Origin of the sequence: Bacillus piscicola, assembly GCF_022458745.1 — a bacterium.
GTDB lineage: Bacteria > Bacillota > Bacilli > Bacillales > Marinococcaceae > Alteribacillus_A > Alteribacillus_A piscicola.
The window spans coordinates 558,138-578,612 of the sequence record NZ_JAJJJF010000002.1; the positions used below are offsets into that span (position 1 = coordinate 558,138).

Consider the following 20,475-nt stretch of genomic DNA (forward strand, 5'->3'; position numbering starts at 1 on the left):
TTACACACCCCTCTTTCGCAATTGATGCTTTTGTATTTTCCCGACTGAGGTACGTGGGAAGTCCTCAACCAACTCGATGACGTCCGGTACTTTAAATTTAGCCATTCGTTCTCTGCAGAAGTCGATAAGTTTCTCTTCTGAAATGGAGCGTCCTTCTTTGACAATTACGAAAGCTTTGATAGCCTCATCGCGTATGGGATCAGGTATGCCAATCACAGCCGATTCATAGACAGCCGGATGCTCCATAAGAACATTTTCTACTTCACTGGCTGCCACATTTTCGCCAGCCCGTTTTATCATATCTTTTTGTCGGTCTACGAAATAGAAGAGCCCCTCTTCTGATCGCCTTGCTTTATCTCCCGTGTGAAGCCAGCCATTTTGGATCATCTGATTGGTTTCCTCTTCGTTTTTGAAATAACCTTTCATAATCGTCCGGCCGGGAATCCCCTTTACCACAATTTCACCTGGCTCGCCAATCTGTGTTTCCTGCCCTGTCTCATTGAGAGTTTTGATAGTTGCCGTAATAATCGGCCTGCCAATACTCGTATTGTCTTTCTTTCCATCAAGTGGGTTCATAAGCGGGGGCGCCACCGTTTCTGTCATACCGTAAAGTTGAAGAAGAGGAACTTGAAATTTCTCTTCAAAATCGGTGACCTCTTCCGGCGTCACTGCCTGGGCAAAAATCACTAATCGCAGAAAATTATCTCTGTCTTCGCGGTCATATGTCTGGGCAAGAATCATTCGAATGGGAGCGGCAAATAACGATCCGAGTGTCGCTCCTAACCGCTTCGTCTGCTTGATATATTGGGAAGCACTGAAGCGTTCGGTAATGGCGATACTCCCACCTACCGTTAGGGCCGGCATAAACAAGTAATACTGGCCGTTCCCATGGAAAAGAGGAAGCACAATCAAGGCTCTATCGTCCGGTGAAAAGCGAATCGATTTCGAAACGGCTTCCCCGGTATAAAGATAATTCGTATGCGTAATCAAACAACCTTTTGGTTTAGAAGTAGTGCCTGACGTATAAAGGATCGCGACCACATCTTCCCCTCGGATTTCAACTTCCGGAACCTGGCTGCTCGCTTTCTCTATTAAGGCGTTAACGCTTACATGTTCCTGCTCTTTATCGTAACAACGGGTGAGCAATATATTTCGCATCCGAGGCAGGTTATTTTTTATAGATTCAAATTTATCTAGGTACTCCTCTTCAGTAACCAACATGACCGATTCCGAGTGACCCATCAGATATTCCATTTCACTCGCGGTCGAAAGCACATTAGTCGGCACCATAATAGCCCCAATGTTCGCTAACGCAAACCAAGAAACAATAAAATCCGAAGAATTCGGCAAATGAAGAGTCACCCGATCGCCTTTTTTTATCCCAAAGTCTAAAAGGACACAGCTGAACCGGTTGACACGATCCAAAAATTCGTTATACGTGTATTTCACCGTCTTCTGGTCATTATCCTCGAACAATAGGAATGTCTTATCCCTATGCTGCTCACATTTTTCATGCAGCAAGTCGATGATCGTTCTCTCTCCCATTATATCCATCGGTACCCCTCCCCATCGGGTGCTATGTATCGATACTCTATTTTCATTTTCGTTTAAGCGCTTTCAAACACGTTAATTTTAAACACAGACCACAGTCTGTGTGTTACAGACTATAGTCTATGACATTTTTGTGCATTCGTCAACCGTAAACGTCAACTACCTCTCACCTAATAAGCCAAGTGAGAGGTAGTGAAACCACATTCAGATAGATAGACTCTACTTACAAACGCTTTTTTATCGACGTTTGCTTTATCCACGTGCGATGATGCTGTTATTTCGGCGAAACGCTGCTTTCATGGCGTCATTCGAGTGCTAGGACGTTGCTATTTCAACGAAACGCTGGTTTTACAGCGCCATTCAAGTGCTTGGATGCCTCTATTTCTTCCTTGCTTTATTTTCACGACTCCATCGAACCGCTTTGACGCTGTTATTGTAAGCATCATCCGTATTCACGACTTCATTCAGGTGCTTGGATGCTATTATTTTGGCAAAACGCTGGTTTCGTGGCTTCATCCCAACGCTGATCCCGCTTTGCATCCGCTCGTATAAAAATAAAAAGGCTTATGAGACCGTCATGTCATGTTTTTTCTAGAGAGTCGGTCTCATGAGGCGTTTATAAGACCCAATATCACCTGTTCCCCCCATAAATTGGGCTCATAGAGGCTTCATAAGACACAACACCATCCGTATTTTTTCCATAATGGTCTTATGAAGGCGCCATAAGACCTGTCAGGACGGAATTGAACATAAAAATGGTCTCATGACGCACTCATGAGACCACATAACGTTCGTTTATCAACATACCGTATTTTAAGAAGCAGTCATAAGACCTTTTTCAACTAGAAAAGTAGGAGAACCGGCGTCATGCAGTGGCAGTCTGGACTGTGTTCCTACGGCGCAACCTAATGTTTATCTGTTATTTAGGTCCAAGAATCTTCTTCCTTCGTCCCCCGTCAAGATCAGATGTACCCACGCATTGGCGGGACACCCAACATGACCGAGCCGGCTCCCTCGTACATGCTTTCGTTAAGAAATGCATGCTGCGTGACAACCATTGCATCACGCAAATGGCGCTGCAACGGATGCCCGTCATAAATCGCCTTTGTGCCGGCCAGCAAATAGGCCTCCTGTACGACTTTCGCGCCTTCACGGGCAGCTTGTGCGGATGCTAAACGAAGGTCACTGGTTTGGTCATCGGATACACCGTCTCCTTTCAGAATGGATTCCCATGCAGCGTCCGTTGCCTCATAGAAAAAGGAACGTGCTGACTTAAGGGTTGCCTCTGCTTTTGCCAGGGAAATTCGCAGATAAGCGCGCTCCGCCATTTTCGGGGCCCCTGTAATCGAGTTAGCACCAGCCATCTTGGAAATTTCATCAATAGCTGCACGGGCGATTCCGAGATTAACGACCGCCAGTACCTGGGCTGCATACGCGATGGATGGATATTGATAGATCGGATCGTCAACGGTTGGCTCACCCCCACGGACAAAGGTCCACTCGTCAGGGACGAAGGCATCTTTCACCCGCAGATCATGGCTTCCCGTTCCGCGCATCCCGATGACTTCCCAGTTTTCGACAATCTCCACGTCCTCAGGCTTCAGCACAGCGGTGAGCGGTTTACCGTCTTCACCTGCTCCAATACCAACACCGAGAATGTCGGCCCCCATACAACCACTCGCGAATTTCCAAAGACCGTTCACGCGCCAGCCGCCCTTTACCTTCTCTGCAGGCTGGACGGGAAACAGTCCGCCCGCAAAGGCTATGTCCGGTCCATTGGAGTATACTTGAGCGAGGGTCTCACGTGGAAGCGCTGCCAAGTAAAGCGCCGCAGAACCGAAACTTGCTACCCATCCGGTAGAACCATCCGCCTCCGATATATCCTCAATCAACTGGAGGAATTCTGAGGGCGAGAGGCCGTCACCACCGAAAGCACGTGACACATGGGCGCGATAGATCCCTATTTTTTTTAGTTGTTCCACCATGTCCTTTGGCACATGCTTTCGTGTTTCAAACTCATCTCCTCGTGTACGTATTTCAGTCAACACACTGTCAAGTAAGCTTTGATTTTTCGTTTTAACAGTCATATTTGTCCCCTCCTGGTTCTTCTATCATTTCGCCTATAAAATAATTCAGAAAATAGTCATAAAACTCTCACGTTTTAAAATCATGTGGCACACCACATGTACCGGAATGTTTCCGCTTCATGTCGATCCCTTTCAAACATGTAACGTATAATACAATGGTAGAATATTTGAAAAACTTATAAAATAACACAATGAGTTTGAATATTACGTGAAATCAGTATGAATCGTATTATAAAAGAACCGAGGAAGACCTAAAAAAAGAAAAGCCGGCCAAGATGATTGATCATCCCAGCAGGCTTTTCTCCTACATGTTACATATCATTTATTGTTGACCTTGCTTTACCCAGGAAGCAACGGATACAGTACGCTTCGCTTGATGCTTCACCGCACCCTCCACATCTTCCTGCATGTTCCCTTCCTGATCGACTGTTACACTGACGCCGTATGGGTTCCCGCCTGATGTGAATTGAACAGCATCCGAGTATCCCGGAGGTACAATGATGGCACCCCAGTGCATCATCGTTGTATAGAGAGCCTTCACGGTTGCTTCTTGGCCACCATGCGGATTGTTCGCGGAAGACATGCCGCTCACTACTTTATTGACCAGCTTTCCGTTTGCCCATAGTCCGCCGGTTGTGTCCAAAAACTGTTTCATTTGCGCCGGTACGTTACCGAAGCGTGTCGGTGCGCTGAAGATGATCGCATCGGCCCACTCCAAATCGTCATTGGTTGCAACAGGAACATCCTTTGTCGCTTCTACATGCTCTTTCCAGGCTGGATTAGACGCTATCGCCGCTTCCGGCGCAAGCTCTTCGACTCGTAATAGCTTCACTTCCGCGCCTGCTGCTTCCGCGCCTGCTTTCGCCCACTTTGCCATTTCGTAGTTCGTACCTGTTGAACTGTAATAAATCACTGCTAATTTTACGTTTGCCATCGTTGAATCGCTCCCTTTTTTATTTTTCTTAAAGAAATCATTTATACTCATTGGAGGCACCACCATTTATGTTTTCCTGTTACACTCTTTCTCATCCTATAGGTATCGCCACACCTGCTCCTACCCTATTCGAAGAATCTTGACACCCCCTTTTATAAACTCAAGAGATAAAAGCTTTGTGAAAGTACTCTCTCTTCTATCAACTGCTTGTTGAATCCCTTTTCTTATCCCGCTTTTTGTCCGTAGTACGATGGGAGGAAACAGAATGATCCTTATCAAATCTTTTTGGACAGTCGTACTACAACAAGCTCGCGGCTACATTGGCACCATTAGAATACCCCATAGCGGCCATTTTATGACGACCAACCCTTTGATCTTTTGCGGCAGTACCTCTGTATTCACATCGCACCGTAATACACTTAATTCATTTATCTCCATTTCGAGATATTTGCATAAAAAAAATTATTGGTTTTCTAGAGAGAGTCCGACTTTCTTTAATAACGTGATTAATGTTTTCTTTTCCTCTTCATCCAATGCATGAAACATATGTTGAACAGCTTCTTGATGCTTCGGAAAGATTTCTTTCATCAGCTCTGTACCTTTCTCTGTGATGGCAGCAAAAATGACTCTCCGGTCTTCGGGACATCGTTTCCGTTCTAAAAAGCGCTTTTGTTCCAGTTTATCCACTACATACGTAATGCTTCCGCTCGACAACAGGATTTTCTCCCCTATCCGCTGAATCGGCTGATCCCCTTTATGAAAAAGCAATTCGAGAACGGCAAATTCTGTTGGATTTAAACCATGCTTTCGAATATCTTCTTTGATCTTATCTTCTACCACACGATTGGCACGAGAGAGAACAATCAGCGATTTAAGAGATAAATCTTCCCTGTGACTCATCTTCCTCATATCCTTTATTCATTTATCTTGATTTCAAGATAATAATATATCATATATCAAGATATGTCAATCCTATCGTTCATTTTACAACAGATTCAGCACTGGCAAGCAAGGCAGACAAATCGAGGTTTCAGGCATGAGGCCATTTTGAGGCCATCTGTTATCAATGCAGCAAAGTGCTGGTTGCGTTGCTATTGCCAGAGATTTGTCCGCTTTTTTGCGGAATCCTCGTTCGATGAAGCTGTTAGTTGGGCGGGATGTTGATTTCATGACTTCATACAACCGCCATGAGTACCTTATTTCAGAGATCCGCCGTTTTCACGACCTCATTCGAGTACTTGAATGCCTCTATTTCAGAAATCCATCGTTTTCATGACTTCATTCGAGCACTTGGATGCCTCTATTTCAGAAATCCATCGTTTTCATTACCTCATTCGAGCATTTGGATGCCTTTATTTCAGAAATCCATCGTTTTCATTACCTCATTCGAGCATTTGGATGCCTCTATTTCAGAATTCTACTGTTTTCGCGACTTCATACAACCGGTTTGATGTTGTTATTTTAGGCGTTTGTCGTTTTCACGGCTTCATACAGAGGCTATGGCGCTAGCGCGCGGTTGTGTTTACGTGGCGCTCCTTCCAAACCTTCACGAGCCGGTACCGTAATCGGTACATGAACACTTACCATCAATCAAATGGTCCGGAGCAGCTTGTAAGTCCACTAAAGTCTATCGTACGGTCACTGATCCTTCGCAGTAAGTGAGCGTCGTGGCTAATAGCCAGAATGCCGATATTGCGCTGTGCTGCCAACTTGAGAACAGCATGCCATATTTGCGCCTGGGTGATGGCGTCGAGCATGGTCGTCATTTCGTCTGCGATCAGATATTTAGTAGAAGATGCCAGCGCACGGGCGATAGCAAATCGCTGGAGTTCTCCCCCGGAAAGCTCACTAGGATAGCGGTTGAGCCATTCCTCTTTTATACCGAGGGCTGTGAGGAACGCAGGGTCCGAAACAGTTGCTTCGGTCATTAGCTTTTTCATACGCCATTTCGGGTTGATCACTTTTTCCGGATGCTGCCAGACTAATTGAACTGGATGGGCGTTTGAATCATAATCAGTCCTCCCATCCACGATAATCTCCCCTTCGAGAGGCTCTTTGTAACCTGCCATAATTTGTGCCATCGTGGACTTACCTGCTCCGCTATACCCGAACAATCCAACCACTTCGCCAGGCTTTACCGTTAGATGAAGATCTTTGAACAACCATTGTCCTTTCCGGTAGCGAAAGCTGATTCCTTTTACTTCAAGCATGAAAACACCGAACCATCCCCGCCTTCACGATTCGTGATTCCGGCTGTTTTTGCAGGCAGATGTCTGTTGCTCGTTGACACCTCGGTTGAAACGCACATCCCTTTCCTTTCTCATCGGCAAGCGGCTGATGGCCCTCTAATGGGACAAATCCATTTTGGGGAAGCGAGTTCCATAGAGCTTTCGTATAAGGATGGCGCAATGTTTCTCCCGTGCCGCTGAAATCTTCTACGTTCGCTATTTCCACCGTCTCCCCCGCATAAAAAACAGCTACCTTATCCGCAACCTGTAAAGCCGTCTCGATATCATGGGTAATAAACATAACCCCTTTTCCCTCCATAGCCAAATGCTTGATGAATGTCACCATTTCACCAAGAGCGTGAGGGTCTATGCCTGGGGTTGCTTCGTCTGCAATAATGAAATGAGCATTGCTGACCATGGCGGTTGCTATCAGAACTCTTCTTGCCATCCCGCCGGAAAGCTCGAATGGGTACTGATTTGAGACATGATCAGGAAGGCCTACTTTTCGAAAGACAGCTCGTTGCCCGTCTTTCTTCCCTTTTCCCTTCATTACTGTCTGTACTTGCTTCCCGGTTTTCATTAAAGGGTCCAGAGCGTTAAGCGATTGCGGAATAAGCATGATTTGGTCCCCACAAAGGTGCTTACGTCGTTTTTCCGTTAGGGGCTCACCCTTGTAATGCAACATACCCTTACAGGTGGCATTTTCCGGGAGTATCCCTAAAATAGCATCCGCTAGTAAACTTTTCCCTGACCCACTAGCTCCAACTACTGCCATGATCTCCCCTTCCCGTATCGTGATATCGAATTGACGAATCACTTGTGTGAGGGGTTCCTGCCGGTCTTTACGATCCGAATGAAACGTTAAGGAAAAGTTCTTCACTTCCAGCAGGGGTGTGTTTCTAGTAGATGATATTAGATTCATTTTCTCCCACTCCTTCTCAGCCGGAAGACGTTTCGGCAAGCCGGCGTATACTGCGGCCAAGCAGCTCAAAGATGGACACCATGATGACTAAGGCAAGCCCCGGAAAAAATGCCAGCCACCATAAGCCCGTTGATAAATAACTCATCGATTCGGATAAAATCACTCCAATGGCCGGGGTATCTGTGGAAAATCCAAAGCCTAAAAACGTAATGGCTGCTTCATGTAAGATGGCATGAGGCAAAAGTAAAAGAAACCCAACCAAAAGATGAGGGAAAAGATGCGGCAAGAAATGATGCCTGGCGATCCATAGACGGGATCTTCCTAATTGGCGGGAAACGCCTACATATTCTGCCTCTTTTACCTGAAGGACTTCTGCGCGGAGTAACCGAGTGAAACGTGGCCAATGTGTCAATGCAAGTCCTACCACGACCCCTTTAAAGCCACCGCCTACTGCAACAGAAAGGAGGATGAGCGTGACGATATGCGGGATGCTGAGAAACAGATCAGTCACCCACGTCACCATGTCATCCAACCATTTATTCCATGAAGATAACAGGCTGAAGAAAAGCGCGATGCCAGTACTGGAAAGGGCAGCGAGCATGCCAACAGCCAGGCTTAACGTTAATCCCTTTAACGTACGTGCAAACATATCACGACCTAACCAATCGGTGCCAAACAGATGTGCAAGGGAGGGCGCGGTATTCCTCCCCTCTAAGTTAACCTTCAAGTTATCGGCATTGATTAGTAATGCCCAAACAACAATCCCAGCGAGTAGTAGTAGTGCGAGTATAATCCTCGTCCATGCCCGCTGTCTTTCACTCCTGTTCGATTTTGTTGGCGTAGCATATGCGTCTATTCGTTGCATGCTCACTGGACACCACTTCTTCTCATTCGAGGATCGATGAGCTGATAGAGCAAGTCAGCCATTACGTTTCCGACAAATACAAATACCGCACTAAATAGAACAATACCAAGCAAGAGGGGAACATCTCCGCCAAGCCCGGCTTGTACAATGGCTTGCCCAAGCCCTGGATACGAAAATACTTGTTCCGCCAGCACAGCGCCACCAAAAAGCTCGCCAAAAGAAGCAAAGTGTAGAGAGACAGCCGGTATGGAAATATTTCGTAACCCATGCCGCCAGACTAACACGAAGCCATGTTCTCCTTTCGCTTTCGCAAAACGAATGTACTCACTTGCAAGCACTTCTATCAGCTTCTCTCTCGTGTGCAGCGCCACATTTGCGACCCCTGCTATACTTAACGTTAACGCCGGGAGGACCAAATGCCGCAACCGCTCCACCCACGTAACATCTTCCGCCAACACTCCCGCCGGTGTTCCAAGCCCGACCGGGAACCACCCGAGCCAAACAGAGAATGTCATTAAAAATAATAAAGCCAGCCAAAAAGCCGGTGTAGAAGCAAGGGTGAAGCAAAATCCTTTGATAACATGATCTGCCCACGTGCCTTGCCGCATCCCTGCGATGATTCCTAACAGAAAACCAACGACACCCGATAGGAGCCATGCCACAACCATTAGTGCAAGAGATGCCAAAAAACGTTCTGCGATAACATCCGCAACCGGACTCCTATATAATAAGGACGTTCCAAAATCCCCATGTAAAACAGCCTTACCCCAGTTTATAAATTGCTGCGGTTTCGACTCATGAAGCCCCCAATATTCAGCGATATTCTCACGCTGTTCCGGACTCACTCGTGTCATGTCTGCCCCTATATATAACTGGACGGGATCAATGGGAGAATAACTAATAAGGAAGAAGGATAGAATGCTAACCGCAATCAATAAAGTTGCCAGCTTGACTGCTTTTCCGGTGATAAATAACATGACTTGTTTATAATGCACAACCTATCCCTCTTCCCCTGTCTTTCTACTCGTCCCACTCCCACTGTGCAATAGAATCAGTTAGCGGCCAGCCATGTCCGTGCGGCTGAATTTTTTGTTCTCCTATGTGTAAGCCTTCTCGTACATAATAGACATGGTCCACATTTACCAACCAAGCCCAAGGTGCATCCCCTTGTGCTGAAAAACCAGTTTCTCCATCCCATTGCGCTTTCTGCCAATATTGGTTCGCTTCCTTCTCGTTTCTGGCGCGCAATGCTTTTTCCATGTATGCATCTACAGTCTGGTTCGAATAATAATTAGAATTGTAATGGCCAATTCCTCTTGTATTGCTGCTGAACAAATTATACAGCTCGAGCGGGTCATGGCTGCCCCACCCCATCATGACCGGATGGGAGTACATGAGCTTTTCGATGTCACGCCAACTCTTCCCTTCTGCTTTCACATCTATTCCAAGCGGTCGGATCATATCAGCGAAAGCGATAGATAAGGATTGGCGAAGTTGATCTCCTGCCGGATAAAGTAAAGTAAATGCTGCTTGAATTCCATTCTTTTCCCGAATCCCATTCCCGTTATCTATCCAGCCTGCATCCTCTAACATATCTTTTGCTCTTTCCATGTCTCCATCTTCGATTACTGTATCTGGATTCCACCATGGAAGACGGTCTGCGGCTGTATATGCCGGTGTACCGTATCCATCCAAAATCCCGTCCACTAAGGCCTGGCGGTCAATGCCAACGTTAATTGCCTGACGAATGGCTTTATCTGCCGTTACGTCATTCCCAACGGCTACCCCTTCCTTTGTTTTCTCCCCTGCTGGAACGAATGGGAACATAATGCCTCTATTATCGACACTCTTCCATGTTTCAATTCTCATGCCTGGAACATCTTCCTTCGCATAGGTGGGGGGGACAGCAGCTATATCCACTTCACCCGATTTTGCTGCCGCGAAGGTGGCATCTTCTGAAAGAAATAGGAACGTTAGGTTTTTAAAAGAAGGTTTTTCTCCATAATAATACTCGTTCTCTTTGACAATCAACTGTTGCCCTTTATCCCATTGAACGAATTCAAATGGACCAGATCCAATCGGATTTTCATTGTAATCCTGGTCATAGGCATGTTTTGGAACAATACCGATCGTACTCAGCAAATAGATAAACGTTGACTCTGGCTTCTTTAAATAAAAGTGTATCGTATCGTCACCTGTTTTTTCTACCTTTTCCAGGTTATCTAAATCAATAACAGATCCGCTTGTTTTCGCCGTTTTGTACGTGAAAACAACATCCTCCGCTGTCAAAGCTTCTCCATCTGAAAACATCACGTCTTTACGGATTGTTACGGTCCATTTTCGTCCATCATCACTTACTTTATAGGTCGTTGCGAGGTCATTTTGTATCGTAAAATCTTGATCATATGTTAGCAGGGTACTTTGAAAAAGAGGGGATCCGTAACGACCCCAACCTGTAGTAGGATCAAATCCATCTTCCGGCTCTCCACCAATCGCCAATACTAAACTACTCTTTGTATCTACGTCCCTTGCACTAAATTCCTTCCCGTTCTCATCCGAACACGCCATTACCAAACTGGATAAGAACAAGAATATAAAAACAATCCTTATTTTCATAACTTTTTACTCCCTATCGTAAAACGGTACATCGATTTTTTGTTGCGGACGCTCCCAGTTAAAACGGCTCTGTCACAGATGCAACATAGCGCGGAAAGGTCCCTCCCGTTTTCGTTCATCAAATTCCTGAAAAGTTTTCTGTGAAAATTGAAAAGCTGGAAAGCATCAATCATAGAGTGCTCAAAAAAACATGAAAGGCTGTCCCCTTCGAGCTGCTAGCTGAGTTTCTTTAGTACATCTGCATATGTATGATAATCTTCCTTTGAAAACAATACCATCGTCACGGTTCCGAATGATTCGTCACGTAGAAATTCGATGATAGTGCTTAGAGCTGTATGGGCAGCCTTTTCTACGGGATAGCGATAAACACCGGTGGAGATCGACGGAAAGGAAATTCGTTTCATTCCTTTCGCACTCGCAAGCCGTAACGCATGCCGGTAACACGAATTTAATAGCTCCGATTCCCGGCCGTTATGCTCTCCCCATACCGGTCCTACGGTGTGAATGACATACTTCGCGGGTAAATTGTACCCCTTCGTCATCACGGCTTCCCCTGTCGGCAATAAATCGCCGTTTAACTTCTTCTCACGGACAGCTTTACATTCTTCTAGCAGTTCTTTCCCAGCGGCACGGTGGATGGCGCCGTCTACTCCGCCGCCGCCCATTAACGTTCCATTAGCAGCGTTAACGATCACATCTGTGCTTCTTGTCGTAATGTCACCCGTTACTAACGCTAGTATATTGCCATTAATCTCCACATTCATGTTAAGGTCACCTCGCATCACATTTATAGGCATCATCCACACATACATTTTCATTTATTGTATCCTCTTCATCATTACTCCGCAAAGCAATAAATCTTTTTTAAAAGAACACTGCCGATGTATTTTAGCCCGCAATCCCCAATTTGTGTATGATAGGTAAAATTGGTATAGGGTAGCTATGAAGTCTTTGTTTCTGCGACTGTTCTTTTTCATGACATTATTCGCTTTGAATGATGCTGTTATTTCAACACGCCCTTGATTTCACGACGTCATGCACGACTTATGACGCTTCTATTTCAGCCGCCGCTCGTTTTCATGGCTTCATTCGCCCTGGATGATGCTGTTATTTTTACACACTCCGGTTTTCACGACGTCATACACCATCTATGATGATGTTATTTTTGCTGTCGCTCTGTTTCATGGCCTCAACCACTCCATATGTGGTTGTTATTTCTATGCATCTCTGATTTCACAGTCCCATTCACGGGCTGTGGTGCTTCTATTTTGGCAATCGCTTCTTTTCATGACTCCATTCGCTTCAGACGATGTTCTCATCTCTACGTAAAATGTTCTGTCCCTTCATCTTTTAAGGCTTTTGCTGTAACGGTGTTTGCTTGCAGCATCTCTTCTGGCGTGCCTTCAAATAGAAGGTACCCGCCTTTTTTTCCTCCTCCCGCGCCTAATTCGATGACCCAGTCGCTCGCCGCTATAAAGTCTAGATTGTGTTCAATGATGATAACCGAATTCCCTTTGTTTACAAGGTGCTGGAACACGTCTAACAGTTTTTCGTTATCTTTTGGATGGAGTCCTAAGGATGGCTCGTCTAACAGATAGATCTGCCCTTCTTTTTGTAAATGGCTGGCAAGTTTCAAACGCTGAATTTCGCCTCCACTTAAAGAACTTGTCGTCTGTCCCAAGGTGAGATACCCGAGTCCCACGTCTTGTAAGGTGTTCACTTTTTTGATGATCTTAGGCTTATGAAAATAATTCCCGGCCTCGTCGATCGTCACACGCAGCATTTCTACGATATTTTTATTTCGATACCGATGGGACAACGCTTCTTCTGAATATCTCGTACCCCCGCACGCTTCACAGGGAATGGTGACGGGGTCTGCAAACGCTACGTCCGGGGTGGTGACTCCTTTCCCGGCGCAGACAGGACATGCACCTAAGGAGTTAAAGCTGAACAGACCGGGTGCTTGTCCTGTTTCTTTGGCGAAGATGGAGCGAATGTCATCCATGATCCCCATGTATGTAGCGAGTGTCGAACGGCTTGAGATTCCGATTCGGTCTTGCCTTACCATAATCGCTTCTGGATAACGTTCCGGGAATGCTTCTACCAACAAGGAACTTTTGCCTGAGCCAGAGACCCCGCACACGGAGACTAGGACATTCTCAGGGATGTGTACGCTGATATTTTTCAGGTTATGCTTACGTGTATTTTTTATGGTGAACCAACCTTTGATATCCCTTGGCTGTTTGTTTACTTTGAGTTCATGTTTTAAGGTGGTGGCGGCTCTAGAGTGTTGGAGTCCGTCCCGTGTGCCTTGATACACGACCTCTCCTCCGTCTACACCTGCGCCCTTTCCCATCTCGATGATTTCATCCGCTGCTCGTATGACGGACAGATCATGTTCAATGACGATGACTGTATTATGCTGGTCTTTTAATCGTTGAAGCATGTGGATGACCATATTCACTTCTTCGGGATGGAGTCCTGCGGTCGGTTCGTCAAAAATGTAGGTGAGATTGTTGAGACTGCTCCCTAAATGACGGGCAATTTTCACTCGTTGCGCCTCGCCGCCGGACAAGGTGCCCATTTTTCGTGATAAGCTTAAATACCCTAAACCCATTTCAATGAGTTGTTTGATCGACGGGATTCCTTGCTGGACGATCGCTTCTCCGAGAGGATCTGTAATCTTCGTTAGCTCCTCCAGTAGCTCTGTCAACTCCAGTTGGTCATATTCTGCGATATTCAAACCATTGATTCTACACTCCAACACTTTTGGGTTCAGCCCGGAGCCTTGGCAGGTCTCGCACAAAGAATGGGTGGACACAGCTAACACGTCTTCCCGGGAGACTTGTTTTAACTTTTCGATATCCCTGTTGATATAAAGACGCGTAAATCTTGGCAATAACCCATCCCACTCATGATCCTGTGGGCCGTTCTTTGTATGAAACGGCGCGAAGACTCTTTCACCTTCCGGGGGACCATACAGCAGCAGGCGGCGTTTTTCTTCCGGGTAATCCTTGATCGGCATATCCGGATCGAATAAACCACCTGTTATCATCCATCTTCCTTGCCAGCCTGATGGCGATAACGGCTTGAATTTCACGGCATATTCCCGGAGTGACTTCTCCTCATCAACCATCTTCTGTAAGTCCGGTATAATGACCCGTCCGTATCCCCCGCATTCCGGGCAGCTGCCAAAAGAGCTTTGGCTCGAAAAATCGGTGGCGGAAGGAATGGACGGCTTTCCTATTCGTGAGAACAACAATCTTATTAACGGATGGACATCCATATAAGTGCCAACGGTGGAGCGGGAATTGCCTCCGACAGGCTTTTGCTCTACGACAACAACAGGGCTTACGTTTTGCATCAAATCAGCATGGGGCCGTTCGTATCGCGGCATCTGATTTCGGACATAGGCGGGATAGTTCATCGTCATTTGTCTTCTGCTTTCCGTTGCTAATGTATCAAACACAACGGAACTCTTTCCTGAGCCGGAAAGACCAGTAACAATCGTTATTTTTTCTTTTTGTATGTTCAAATCGATGTTTTTTAAATTATTTTCTTTCAGTCCTCTTAAAATGATTTCATCTTTTTCCTCTGACAAAATATCACCTTTTCTGCATATTTCTTTTACCAAGTGGATTTTCGACTCACGCTGCCCCCAACATTACCTTCTAAGATGCCGGCTTCCGTGATTTGCCAGCAATGATAGTCAATAAGGCGAGCAGCACCCAAGCTACTCGCCTTCCATTTATCAATTCTGTTAAATTTACTGTACCGGACCATTCGTGATCTTCGTAAGAGTGTGATTGATGGCAAAGATTTTAGCGTTGACATCTTCTATTCCAAAACTAGCTAACCGTTTTGAATGCATATCCAAATACTTTTCCGCTGTTTCTTTTGTTTCAAAAGCATAGATTCCTCCTGCTTCGTTTGTTTCGGGATTCTCCGTCCAGATTTTCCATAGGAAGCCGTCCTCTTCATTGATACTCTTTGCTAAATCAGAAAATTGCGCTGCCATGTCATCTCCGAAGGGTCCATTCATGTTAAAATCCATTTGTAATACGTATGCCATCGTCATTCTCCTTTTTTCATTTTTTGTTTGCAGTTCTTCCGTATATATACCTGTTTCTAAATCACAACTCACGTTAGGTTTATTAATGATTTGATCGGGAATGAAATTTGCACCTCTTGGCTTTTGTAGAATGCACTATCAAATTTATTTTCCCTTGAATCCGATATTAGCATTTAGGATTGATGTATCCATGTTTGAGATCATTATTACAGCATTTATTATCTACACAGCAACTGCTTTAGATTTATTAGTTTTGTTACTTATCTTTTTCGCAAAAGCTAAAACCAAAAAGCAACAAAGGGATATATACGTTGGTCAATTTATTGGTTCCTTCACATTAATTACGATTAGTTTATTTTTAGCATATGTTTTAAACTTCGTCCCTGAAAAATGGATACTTGGTTTATTGGGTTTGGTTCCTGTATATTTCGGTCTTAACGTAGCGATATCTGGTGATGACGAGAGAGAACAAGTAGAAGAACAGATGGATCAAAAAGGATTGAGCCAATTAGCGAGAACGGTAACGGTAGTTGTGATAGCAAGTTGTGGTGCTGATAATATCGGTTTGTTCACACCTTACTTTATCACATTGGAAGTAAATGAACTCATAGTGACGCTATTTGTCTTTATCATACTTATTTTTGTACTCGTATATACTGCCGGCCAACTTTCGAATATTCCAGGTATTGCAAGGGTTATTGAAAGGTTCAGCAGATGGATTGTGGCAACGGTTTATATAGCATTAGGTGTCTTTATCGTTTATGAAAACGACACTATACAGACATTAGTATCTTTCCTTAATTAACCTGGAATCAATTTTATAATTCAAATCCAGTTGGTCAAATACGAATGTTTCAAAAATAGTGTGATGCTTTTGATTTCCACTGCAGGCGGACGCTTTCCGCGGGCATGGCTTGAGCCTCCTCATTCGCTTTCGCTCATTGCGGGGTCTCAAGACTCATGCTGTTCCCGCAGGAGTCGCCGCCTTTCGTTACAATCAACACCATCTACATAAAAAACGTACAATGAATGATGTTATATAATCGTTCGTATTTATTAGCTGAATAAGTACTTCTGAAATTAACTTAACCTGGAGAAATTTTTTCAAGTTCTTAAGAGTCATTGGGCGTGATGACGAATGAATGTTTTGCCAGAATTGAGCCAGATGATGATTGTATGTTAAAGTTCTGAAGTTCCTTCCCAACAAACACCCTTAAAGTTAGATTTCATCATCTAACTTTAAGGAGTGGTACATCATCCATTGCAATAGCTTTCCTTCTATTATCTTTGTCTTATCAATCTTGCTTCCGTACTTGTATTTCTATATTGATTTTCACTTCGTCACTTACTACAAAGCCGCCTGTTTCAAGGGCTGCGTTCCATGTTAAACCAAAGTCTTTACGGTTTATCTTTGTACTGCCTGTAAATCCGGCAGCTTCCTCTCCGCTCATCGGATCTTTCGCAATACCTTCAAAAATAATATCAAAAGTTACTGGCTTTGTTGTGCCTCTAATTGTAAAATCACCTGTCACATCATAGTGATTATCAGACTTCTTCTCCATGTTTGTTGCTTTAAATGTTAAATTCGGATGATTCTCCATATCAAAAAAGTCAGCTGAGCGTAAATGATCATCCCTGTCCGGCATGCGTGTATCAATACTATTTGCATGAATGTTAACCTCAATGGATGCATCTGTTAAGTCATTTGGATCTCCTTCAACCGTACCCTCAAAATCATTAAAAGTCCCTTTCACGTTTGATATCATCATGTGTCTTACTGTAAATCCTATTGTACTGTGTACCTTATCAACGTTCCATATTGCTTTTGTCATTGTAAATGCCTCCCATACTATTTGATTTTCATTTAGAACTAACCTTTAGCAATCAATTAATTTAACCAATTTTTCGCTTCCAACGCGACTTCTTGTGTTAGGTTGTGCCCGTTAACCCAAGCTGTCGTAACATCTGCACCTCTTTCTTTAAATAGATGGATGACTCGCTCGCTTTCGGATTCCGGTACAATCGGATCGCCTTTACCCAGCGACAGGAATACGTCCACCTCACGAAAATCCTGTTTGTCTTCCACGTCTGCCGGGTACAGCGGTGCGAATAAAGCCGCTTTTTTGAACGTGTCGGGGTGCCGGAGCATCATGTGTATGGCGATGTTGGAGCCGTTTGAAAATCCGACAAGAACGGTATCCTCGAGTTTAAACTCATGCTCGTTTGATTTTTTCACGATGAACTCATAAAGTTCATTCCCGCGAAACTCAAGATCTTCCCAGTCGTACTGGCCTTCTCCGTGTCGTTTGAAGTATCTGTTCATACCATTTTCTTGCACGTTACCTCTGATACCTAGAACGTTATACTCCGGGTTAAGCAGTTCAGCCAGAGTGAGAAGGTCTGTTTCTGACCCCCCTGTACCGTGGAGCAGGATAAATACCGGAGCTCCTTTTTTCTTTTCCTTATAAATATGTTCCATTCATTCTCACTCCCATTCGTCTCTTTTAGGCTCTGACTACTCGACTACTATATATCCAATTTTGGCAGCAGTGTTTCGTATTCCTGTCTTTTGTGTTCATATTGTTCCGGTAACTTCAGCGCTGTACCAAGTGATTCCATATCTTCATCCACCTCGAACCCTGGACCATCTGTTGCGAACTCGAATACAACACCGCCCTTTTCACCCATATAGATGGAGTTGAAGTAATTTCTGTCTTTTACTACGGTAACCCCGAAGCCAACTCCACGGAGGGCAGTCTGCCATTCTTTCAATACATCCATATCCGGCACGGACCAGGCGATGTGATGCACCGTTCCGATACCGAATCTGCCGGCAGGCTGCGGAGGAATGGAAGTAATGATGTGATGCTTTTCCTCGCCTACTGTTTCATAGTGCTGATTTTCATCATTACTATCCAGTTCTTTCAATCCCATAAAACCTGTAAGCAGTTCTTTCGTACCTTCAGGATTTCCGGATAATAATACAGACCCATGAAAACCAAGTATGTCTGTATGATCGGAAGATGTTTCGCCTTCGACAATTGCCAGGTCGAGTCCATGAACATCATCGAACTCAAGTGTGTCTTTACCAAAAAGCGAAGTCACTTCAACTTGTAGGCTTTGAGCTGTTAGACGTTCTTTCCAGTAGTCCAGACTGCCTTTAGGTACCCTGAAAGCAATCCGTCCGACCTGGCCGCTGCCCTTCCTGCCGTAATGATCGTTTGTCCACGGGAAGAAGGTAATGACTGTCCCCGGTGTCACGTTATGATTTGCAAAGTACAGGTGGTAGACACCCGGGTCATCAAAGTTTACCGTTTGTTTAACCAGACGGAGTCCTAACACATCTCTAAAAAATCTCAGGTTCTCATTCGGATCTCCTACAATAGCTGAGATGTGGTGGATCCTATTAATGGCTTCCATTTAATCATCTCCTTTTTCAACGATCATGAACGCTTCGTATCGAACGGACGAATCTGCGCTTCAATATAGTCACGTTTTGGCTCTAGGAATGGTGGAAGTGCAAGACTTTCCCCTAACGTTTCATAAGGTTCATCATCCATGAAACCTGGACCATCTGTTGAAAGCTCGATAAGAATGTCACCGACACGGGTATAGAGGGCCTCGAAATAAAAGCGATCCACATTACCGGAATGTCCCATCCCGATTTCGTCGTACTTCGCTTCCCACTGTTTGAGTGTTTCGTGATCTTTCACCCTAAACGATACATGGTGAACCTGTCCGTACCCCTGACGACTTGGCGTTGTTTCATCCTTTCTCACAATGACCTGTCCACCGTTACCGCCTTCGCCTACATCAAAGAGTGTCACGTTTTCTTCTTCTACTATTGGTTTCATATCATAAACGTCAGAGAGCACCTTTTTGAAAGCATCGAAATAGCTTACTGTGATTTCAATCGGTCCTAAGCCATAAATCGCTTTTTCTTCCGGTACCGGGCCATTCTTCCAAGGAATACCTGGTGCCACGCCTTCATTGTTTTCGTCAGAGAACAGTTGATACTTCTGACCATCCGCTTCTTCAAATGGCAGCACTTTTTTACCGAAAAGCTCTTGAATGCCCTCATGTTTCACATCAAACTCTTTGAATCGTTCCATGTAATATTCAAGTGCTGCATCGTCCGGCACTCTCAGCCCTGTTCTCGAAATCGAGTTCGTTCCCGGTGTTCCTTTTATGATGTTCGGAAAGTCGAAGAATGTCATGTCTGTCCCCGGTGAACCAACGTCATCCGCGAAAAATGTGTGATAGGTGTGGATATCATCTTGGTTTACCGTTTTCTTTACTAACCGCATTCCGAGTACCTCTGTGAAAAACTCATAGTTTCTCATGGCATTATCCGTCATAGCCGTAACATGGTGAATTCCCAATAGTCCGTCTGTCATATAATAAAACTCCCTTGTATTTGTTTTTAGCGTTCCTATCCTACAAAGACGATGCCATTAGACATGTCTGTTTCGCATTTAATACTGATTCATATATTATGAATTCGAGATATTTACTTAAAAAAAACTACATGTTTTGAGCATGATAGCCTAATTTTTTTAACTGGTCAATTAAATCTTCTTTTTCTTTTATCCCCAGCCCACTAAAAATTTCTTTTAGCGCATTTCTATGCTTCGGAAAGACTTGATCCATCAGTTCTGTTCCCTCAGCTGTGATGGCCGCGTGTGTGACACGGCGATCTTTCGGACAAGGCTTTCGTTTTATTAAATTTTTCTTCTCTAATTTATCTACGACATAGGTGATACTGCTGCTTGCAATCAATATTTTTTCACCAATTTTTTGTATCGGCTGATCGCCTTTACTATAGATTAATTCTAAAACAGCAAATTCCGTTGGGTTTAATCCTAAATGTTTAATGTCTTCTTCGGCACGGGATTTAATTGATTGTAAGGCTCGAGTTAAAACGACAAATGCCTTCAATGACAAATACTCTTCGTATGATTCTTGATTTTTGTTAGTCATCGCTTTCTCCTTTTTATCTCGAATTCGAGATAATCCAATTATATGACATAGGGGTAAACATGTCAACTCGTTGCGCCGTGTAGTATGCGTCAAGTTTTTCTCTAAATGGTTATGAGAACAATACTTTCAACACTTTGTTTTTACACATTTACAACCAACTTCCAATCGCTCTGGGCGGACGCTTTCCGCGGGCAACGCTTCAGCTTCCTCGTGAGCAAAA

Annotated in this window: 19 protein-coding genes; 1 reads left to right on the plus strand and 18 read right to left on the minus strand. The window is 44.5% G+C overall.

Features of this window, described 5'->3' with window-relative positions:
- The 13 genes from LOR49_RS07405 to LOR49_RS07465 all read right to left on the minus strand — a co-directional run bounded on the left by LOR49_RS07405 (position 1) and on the right by LOR49_RS07465 (position 15,275).
- Complete coding sequence (locus LOR49_RS07405) at positions 1–1,554, minus strand: AMP-binding protein (protein WP_240375665.1); 1,554 nt, start codon at positions 1,552–1,554, stop codon at positions 1–3.
- Positions 1,555–1,929: 375 nt separating this feature from the next.
- Positions 1,930–2,067, minus strand: coding sequence for a hypothetical protein (locus tag LOR49_RS07410; protein ID WP_240375666.1), 138 nt, complete (start codon positions 2,065–2,067; stop codon positions 1,930–1,932).
- Positions 2,068–2,513: 446 nt separating this feature from the next.
- Entirely contained in the window at positions 2,514–3,638 is a 1,125-nt protein-coding gene (locus LOR49_RS07415; RefSeq protein WP_240375667.1) for an acyl-CoA dehydrogenase family protein, read from the minus strand.
- A 322-nt stretch (positions 3,639–3,960) separates the two neighbouring features.
- Complete coding sequence (wrbA, locus tag LOR49_RS07420; protein WP_240375747.1) at positions 3,961–4,572, minus strand: NAD(P)H:quinone oxidoreductase; 612 nt, start codon at positions 4,570–4,572, stop codon at positions 3,961–3,963.
- A gap of 462 nt (positions 4,573–5,034) precedes the next feature.
- Entirely contained in the window at positions 5,035–5,472 is a 438-nt protein-coding gene (locus LOR49_RS07425; RefSeq protein ID WP_240375669.1) for a MarR family winged helix-turn-helix transcriptional regulator, read from the minus strand.
- Positions 5,473–6,158: 686 nt separating this feature from the next.
- Positions 6,159–6,782, minus strand: a complete 624-nt coding sequence (locus tag LOR49_RS07430; RefSeq protein WP_240375670.1) for an ABC transporter ATP-binding protein — start codon at positions 6,780–6,782, stop codon at positions 6,159–6,161.
- Positions 6,775–7,722 (minus strand): oligopeptide/dipeptide ABC transporter ATP-binding protein, encoded by a 948-nt coding sequence (locus tag LOR49_RS07435; protein WP_240375672.1) that lies wholly within the window; start codon positions 7,720–7,722, stop codon positions 6,775–6,777. The genes LOR49_RS07430 and LOR49_RS07435 overlap by 8 nt, the downstream gene beginning before the upstream one ends.
- A gap of 16 nt (positions 7,723–7,738) precedes the next feature.
- Complete coding sequence (locus LOR49_RS07440) at positions 7,739–8,587, minus strand: ABC transporter permease (protein WP_275899570.1); 849 nt, start codon at positions 8,585–8,587, stop codon at positions 7,739–7,741.
- 2 nt (positions 8,588–8,589) lie between these two features.
- Positions 8,590–9,564, minus strand: a complete 975-nt coding sequence (locus tag LOR49_RS07445) for an ABC transporter permease (RefSeq protein ID WP_240375749.1) — start codon at positions 9,562–9,564, stop codon at positions 8,590–8,592.
- 43 nt (positions 9,565–9,607) lie between these two features.
- The gene (locus tag LOR49_RS07450; protein WP_240375676.1) at positions 9,608–11,203 is read right to left on the minus strand and encodes an ABC transporter substrate-binding protein; all 1,596 of its coding nucleotides are present in this window, start codon (positions 11,201–11,203) and stop codon (positions 9,608–9,610) included.
- Positions 11,204–11,418: 215 nt separating this feature from the next.
- Positions 11,419–11,967 carry an O-acetyl-ADP-ribose deacetylase gene (locus tag LOR49_RS07455; protein ID WP_240375751.1) on the minus strand — a complete coding sequence of 183 codons (549 nt, stop codon included), beginning with the start codon at positions 11,965–11,967 and terminating at the stop codon, positions 11,419–11,421.
- A 557-nt stretch (positions 11,968–12,524) separates the two neighbouring features.
- The gene (locus LOR49_RS07460; RefSeq protein WP_240375678.1) at positions 12,525–14,804 is read right to left on the minus strand and encodes an ATP-binding cassette domain-containing protein; all 2,280 of its coding nucleotides are present in this window, start codon (positions 14,802–14,804) and stop codon (positions 12,525–12,527) included.
- Positions 14,805–14,969: 165 nt separating this feature from the next.
- Entirely contained in the window at positions 14,970–15,275 is a 306-nt protein-coding gene (locus tag LOR49_RS07465; RefSeq protein WP_240375680.1) for a monooxygenase, read from the minus strand.
- A 190-nt stretch (positions 15,276–15,465) separates the two neighbouring features.
- On the opposite strand from LOR49_RS07465, the gene LOR49_RS07470 reads away from it, so the two are divergent.
- Positions 15,466–16,080 carry a CadD family cadmium resistance transporter gene (locus LOR49_RS07470; protein ID WP_240375681.1) on the plus strand — a complete coding sequence of 205 codons (615 nt, stop codon included), beginning with the start codon at positions 15,466–15,468 and terminating at the stop codon, positions 16,078–16,080.
- Between the two features lie 490 nt (positions 16,081–16,570).
- Here the strand turns inward: LOR49_RS07470 and LOR49_RS07475 are convergent, their stop codons facing one another.
- From LOR49_RS07475 to LOR49_RS07495, 5 genes are all read right to left on the minus strand, one after another.
- Entirely contained in the window at positions 16,571–17,107 is a 537-nt protein-coding gene (locus tag LOR49_RS07475) for a YceI family protein (protein WP_240375682.1), read from the minus strand.
- A gap of 56 nt (positions 17,108–17,163) precedes the next feature.
- Positions 17,164–17,754, minus strand: a complete 591-nt coding sequence (locus LOR49_RS07480; protein ID WP_240375683.1) for an alpha/beta hydrolase — start codon at positions 17,752–17,754, stop codon at positions 17,164–17,166.
- A 47-nt stretch (positions 17,755–17,801) separates the two neighbouring features.
- Positions 17,802–18,695, minus strand: a complete 894-nt coding sequence (locus LOR49_RS07485) for a VOC family protein (protein ID WP_240375684.1) — start codon at positions 18,693–18,695, stop codon at positions 17,802–17,804.
- Between the two features lie 23 nt (positions 18,696–18,718).
- On the minus strand, positions 18,719–19,672 hold the full coding sequence (mhqE, locus tag LOR49_RS07490) for a ring-cleaving dioxygenase MhqE (RefSeq protein ID WP_240375685.1): 954 nt from the start codon (positions 19,670–19,672) through the stop codon (positions 18,719–18,721).
- Between the two features lie 127 nt (positions 19,673–19,799).
- Positions 19,800–20,255, minus strand: coding sequence for a MarR family winged helix-turn-helix transcriptional regulator (locus tag LOR49_RS07495; protein ID WP_240375686.1), 456 nt, complete (start codon positions 20,253–20,255; stop codon positions 19,800–19,802).
- Positions 20,256–20,475: the final 220 nt, after the last annotated feature.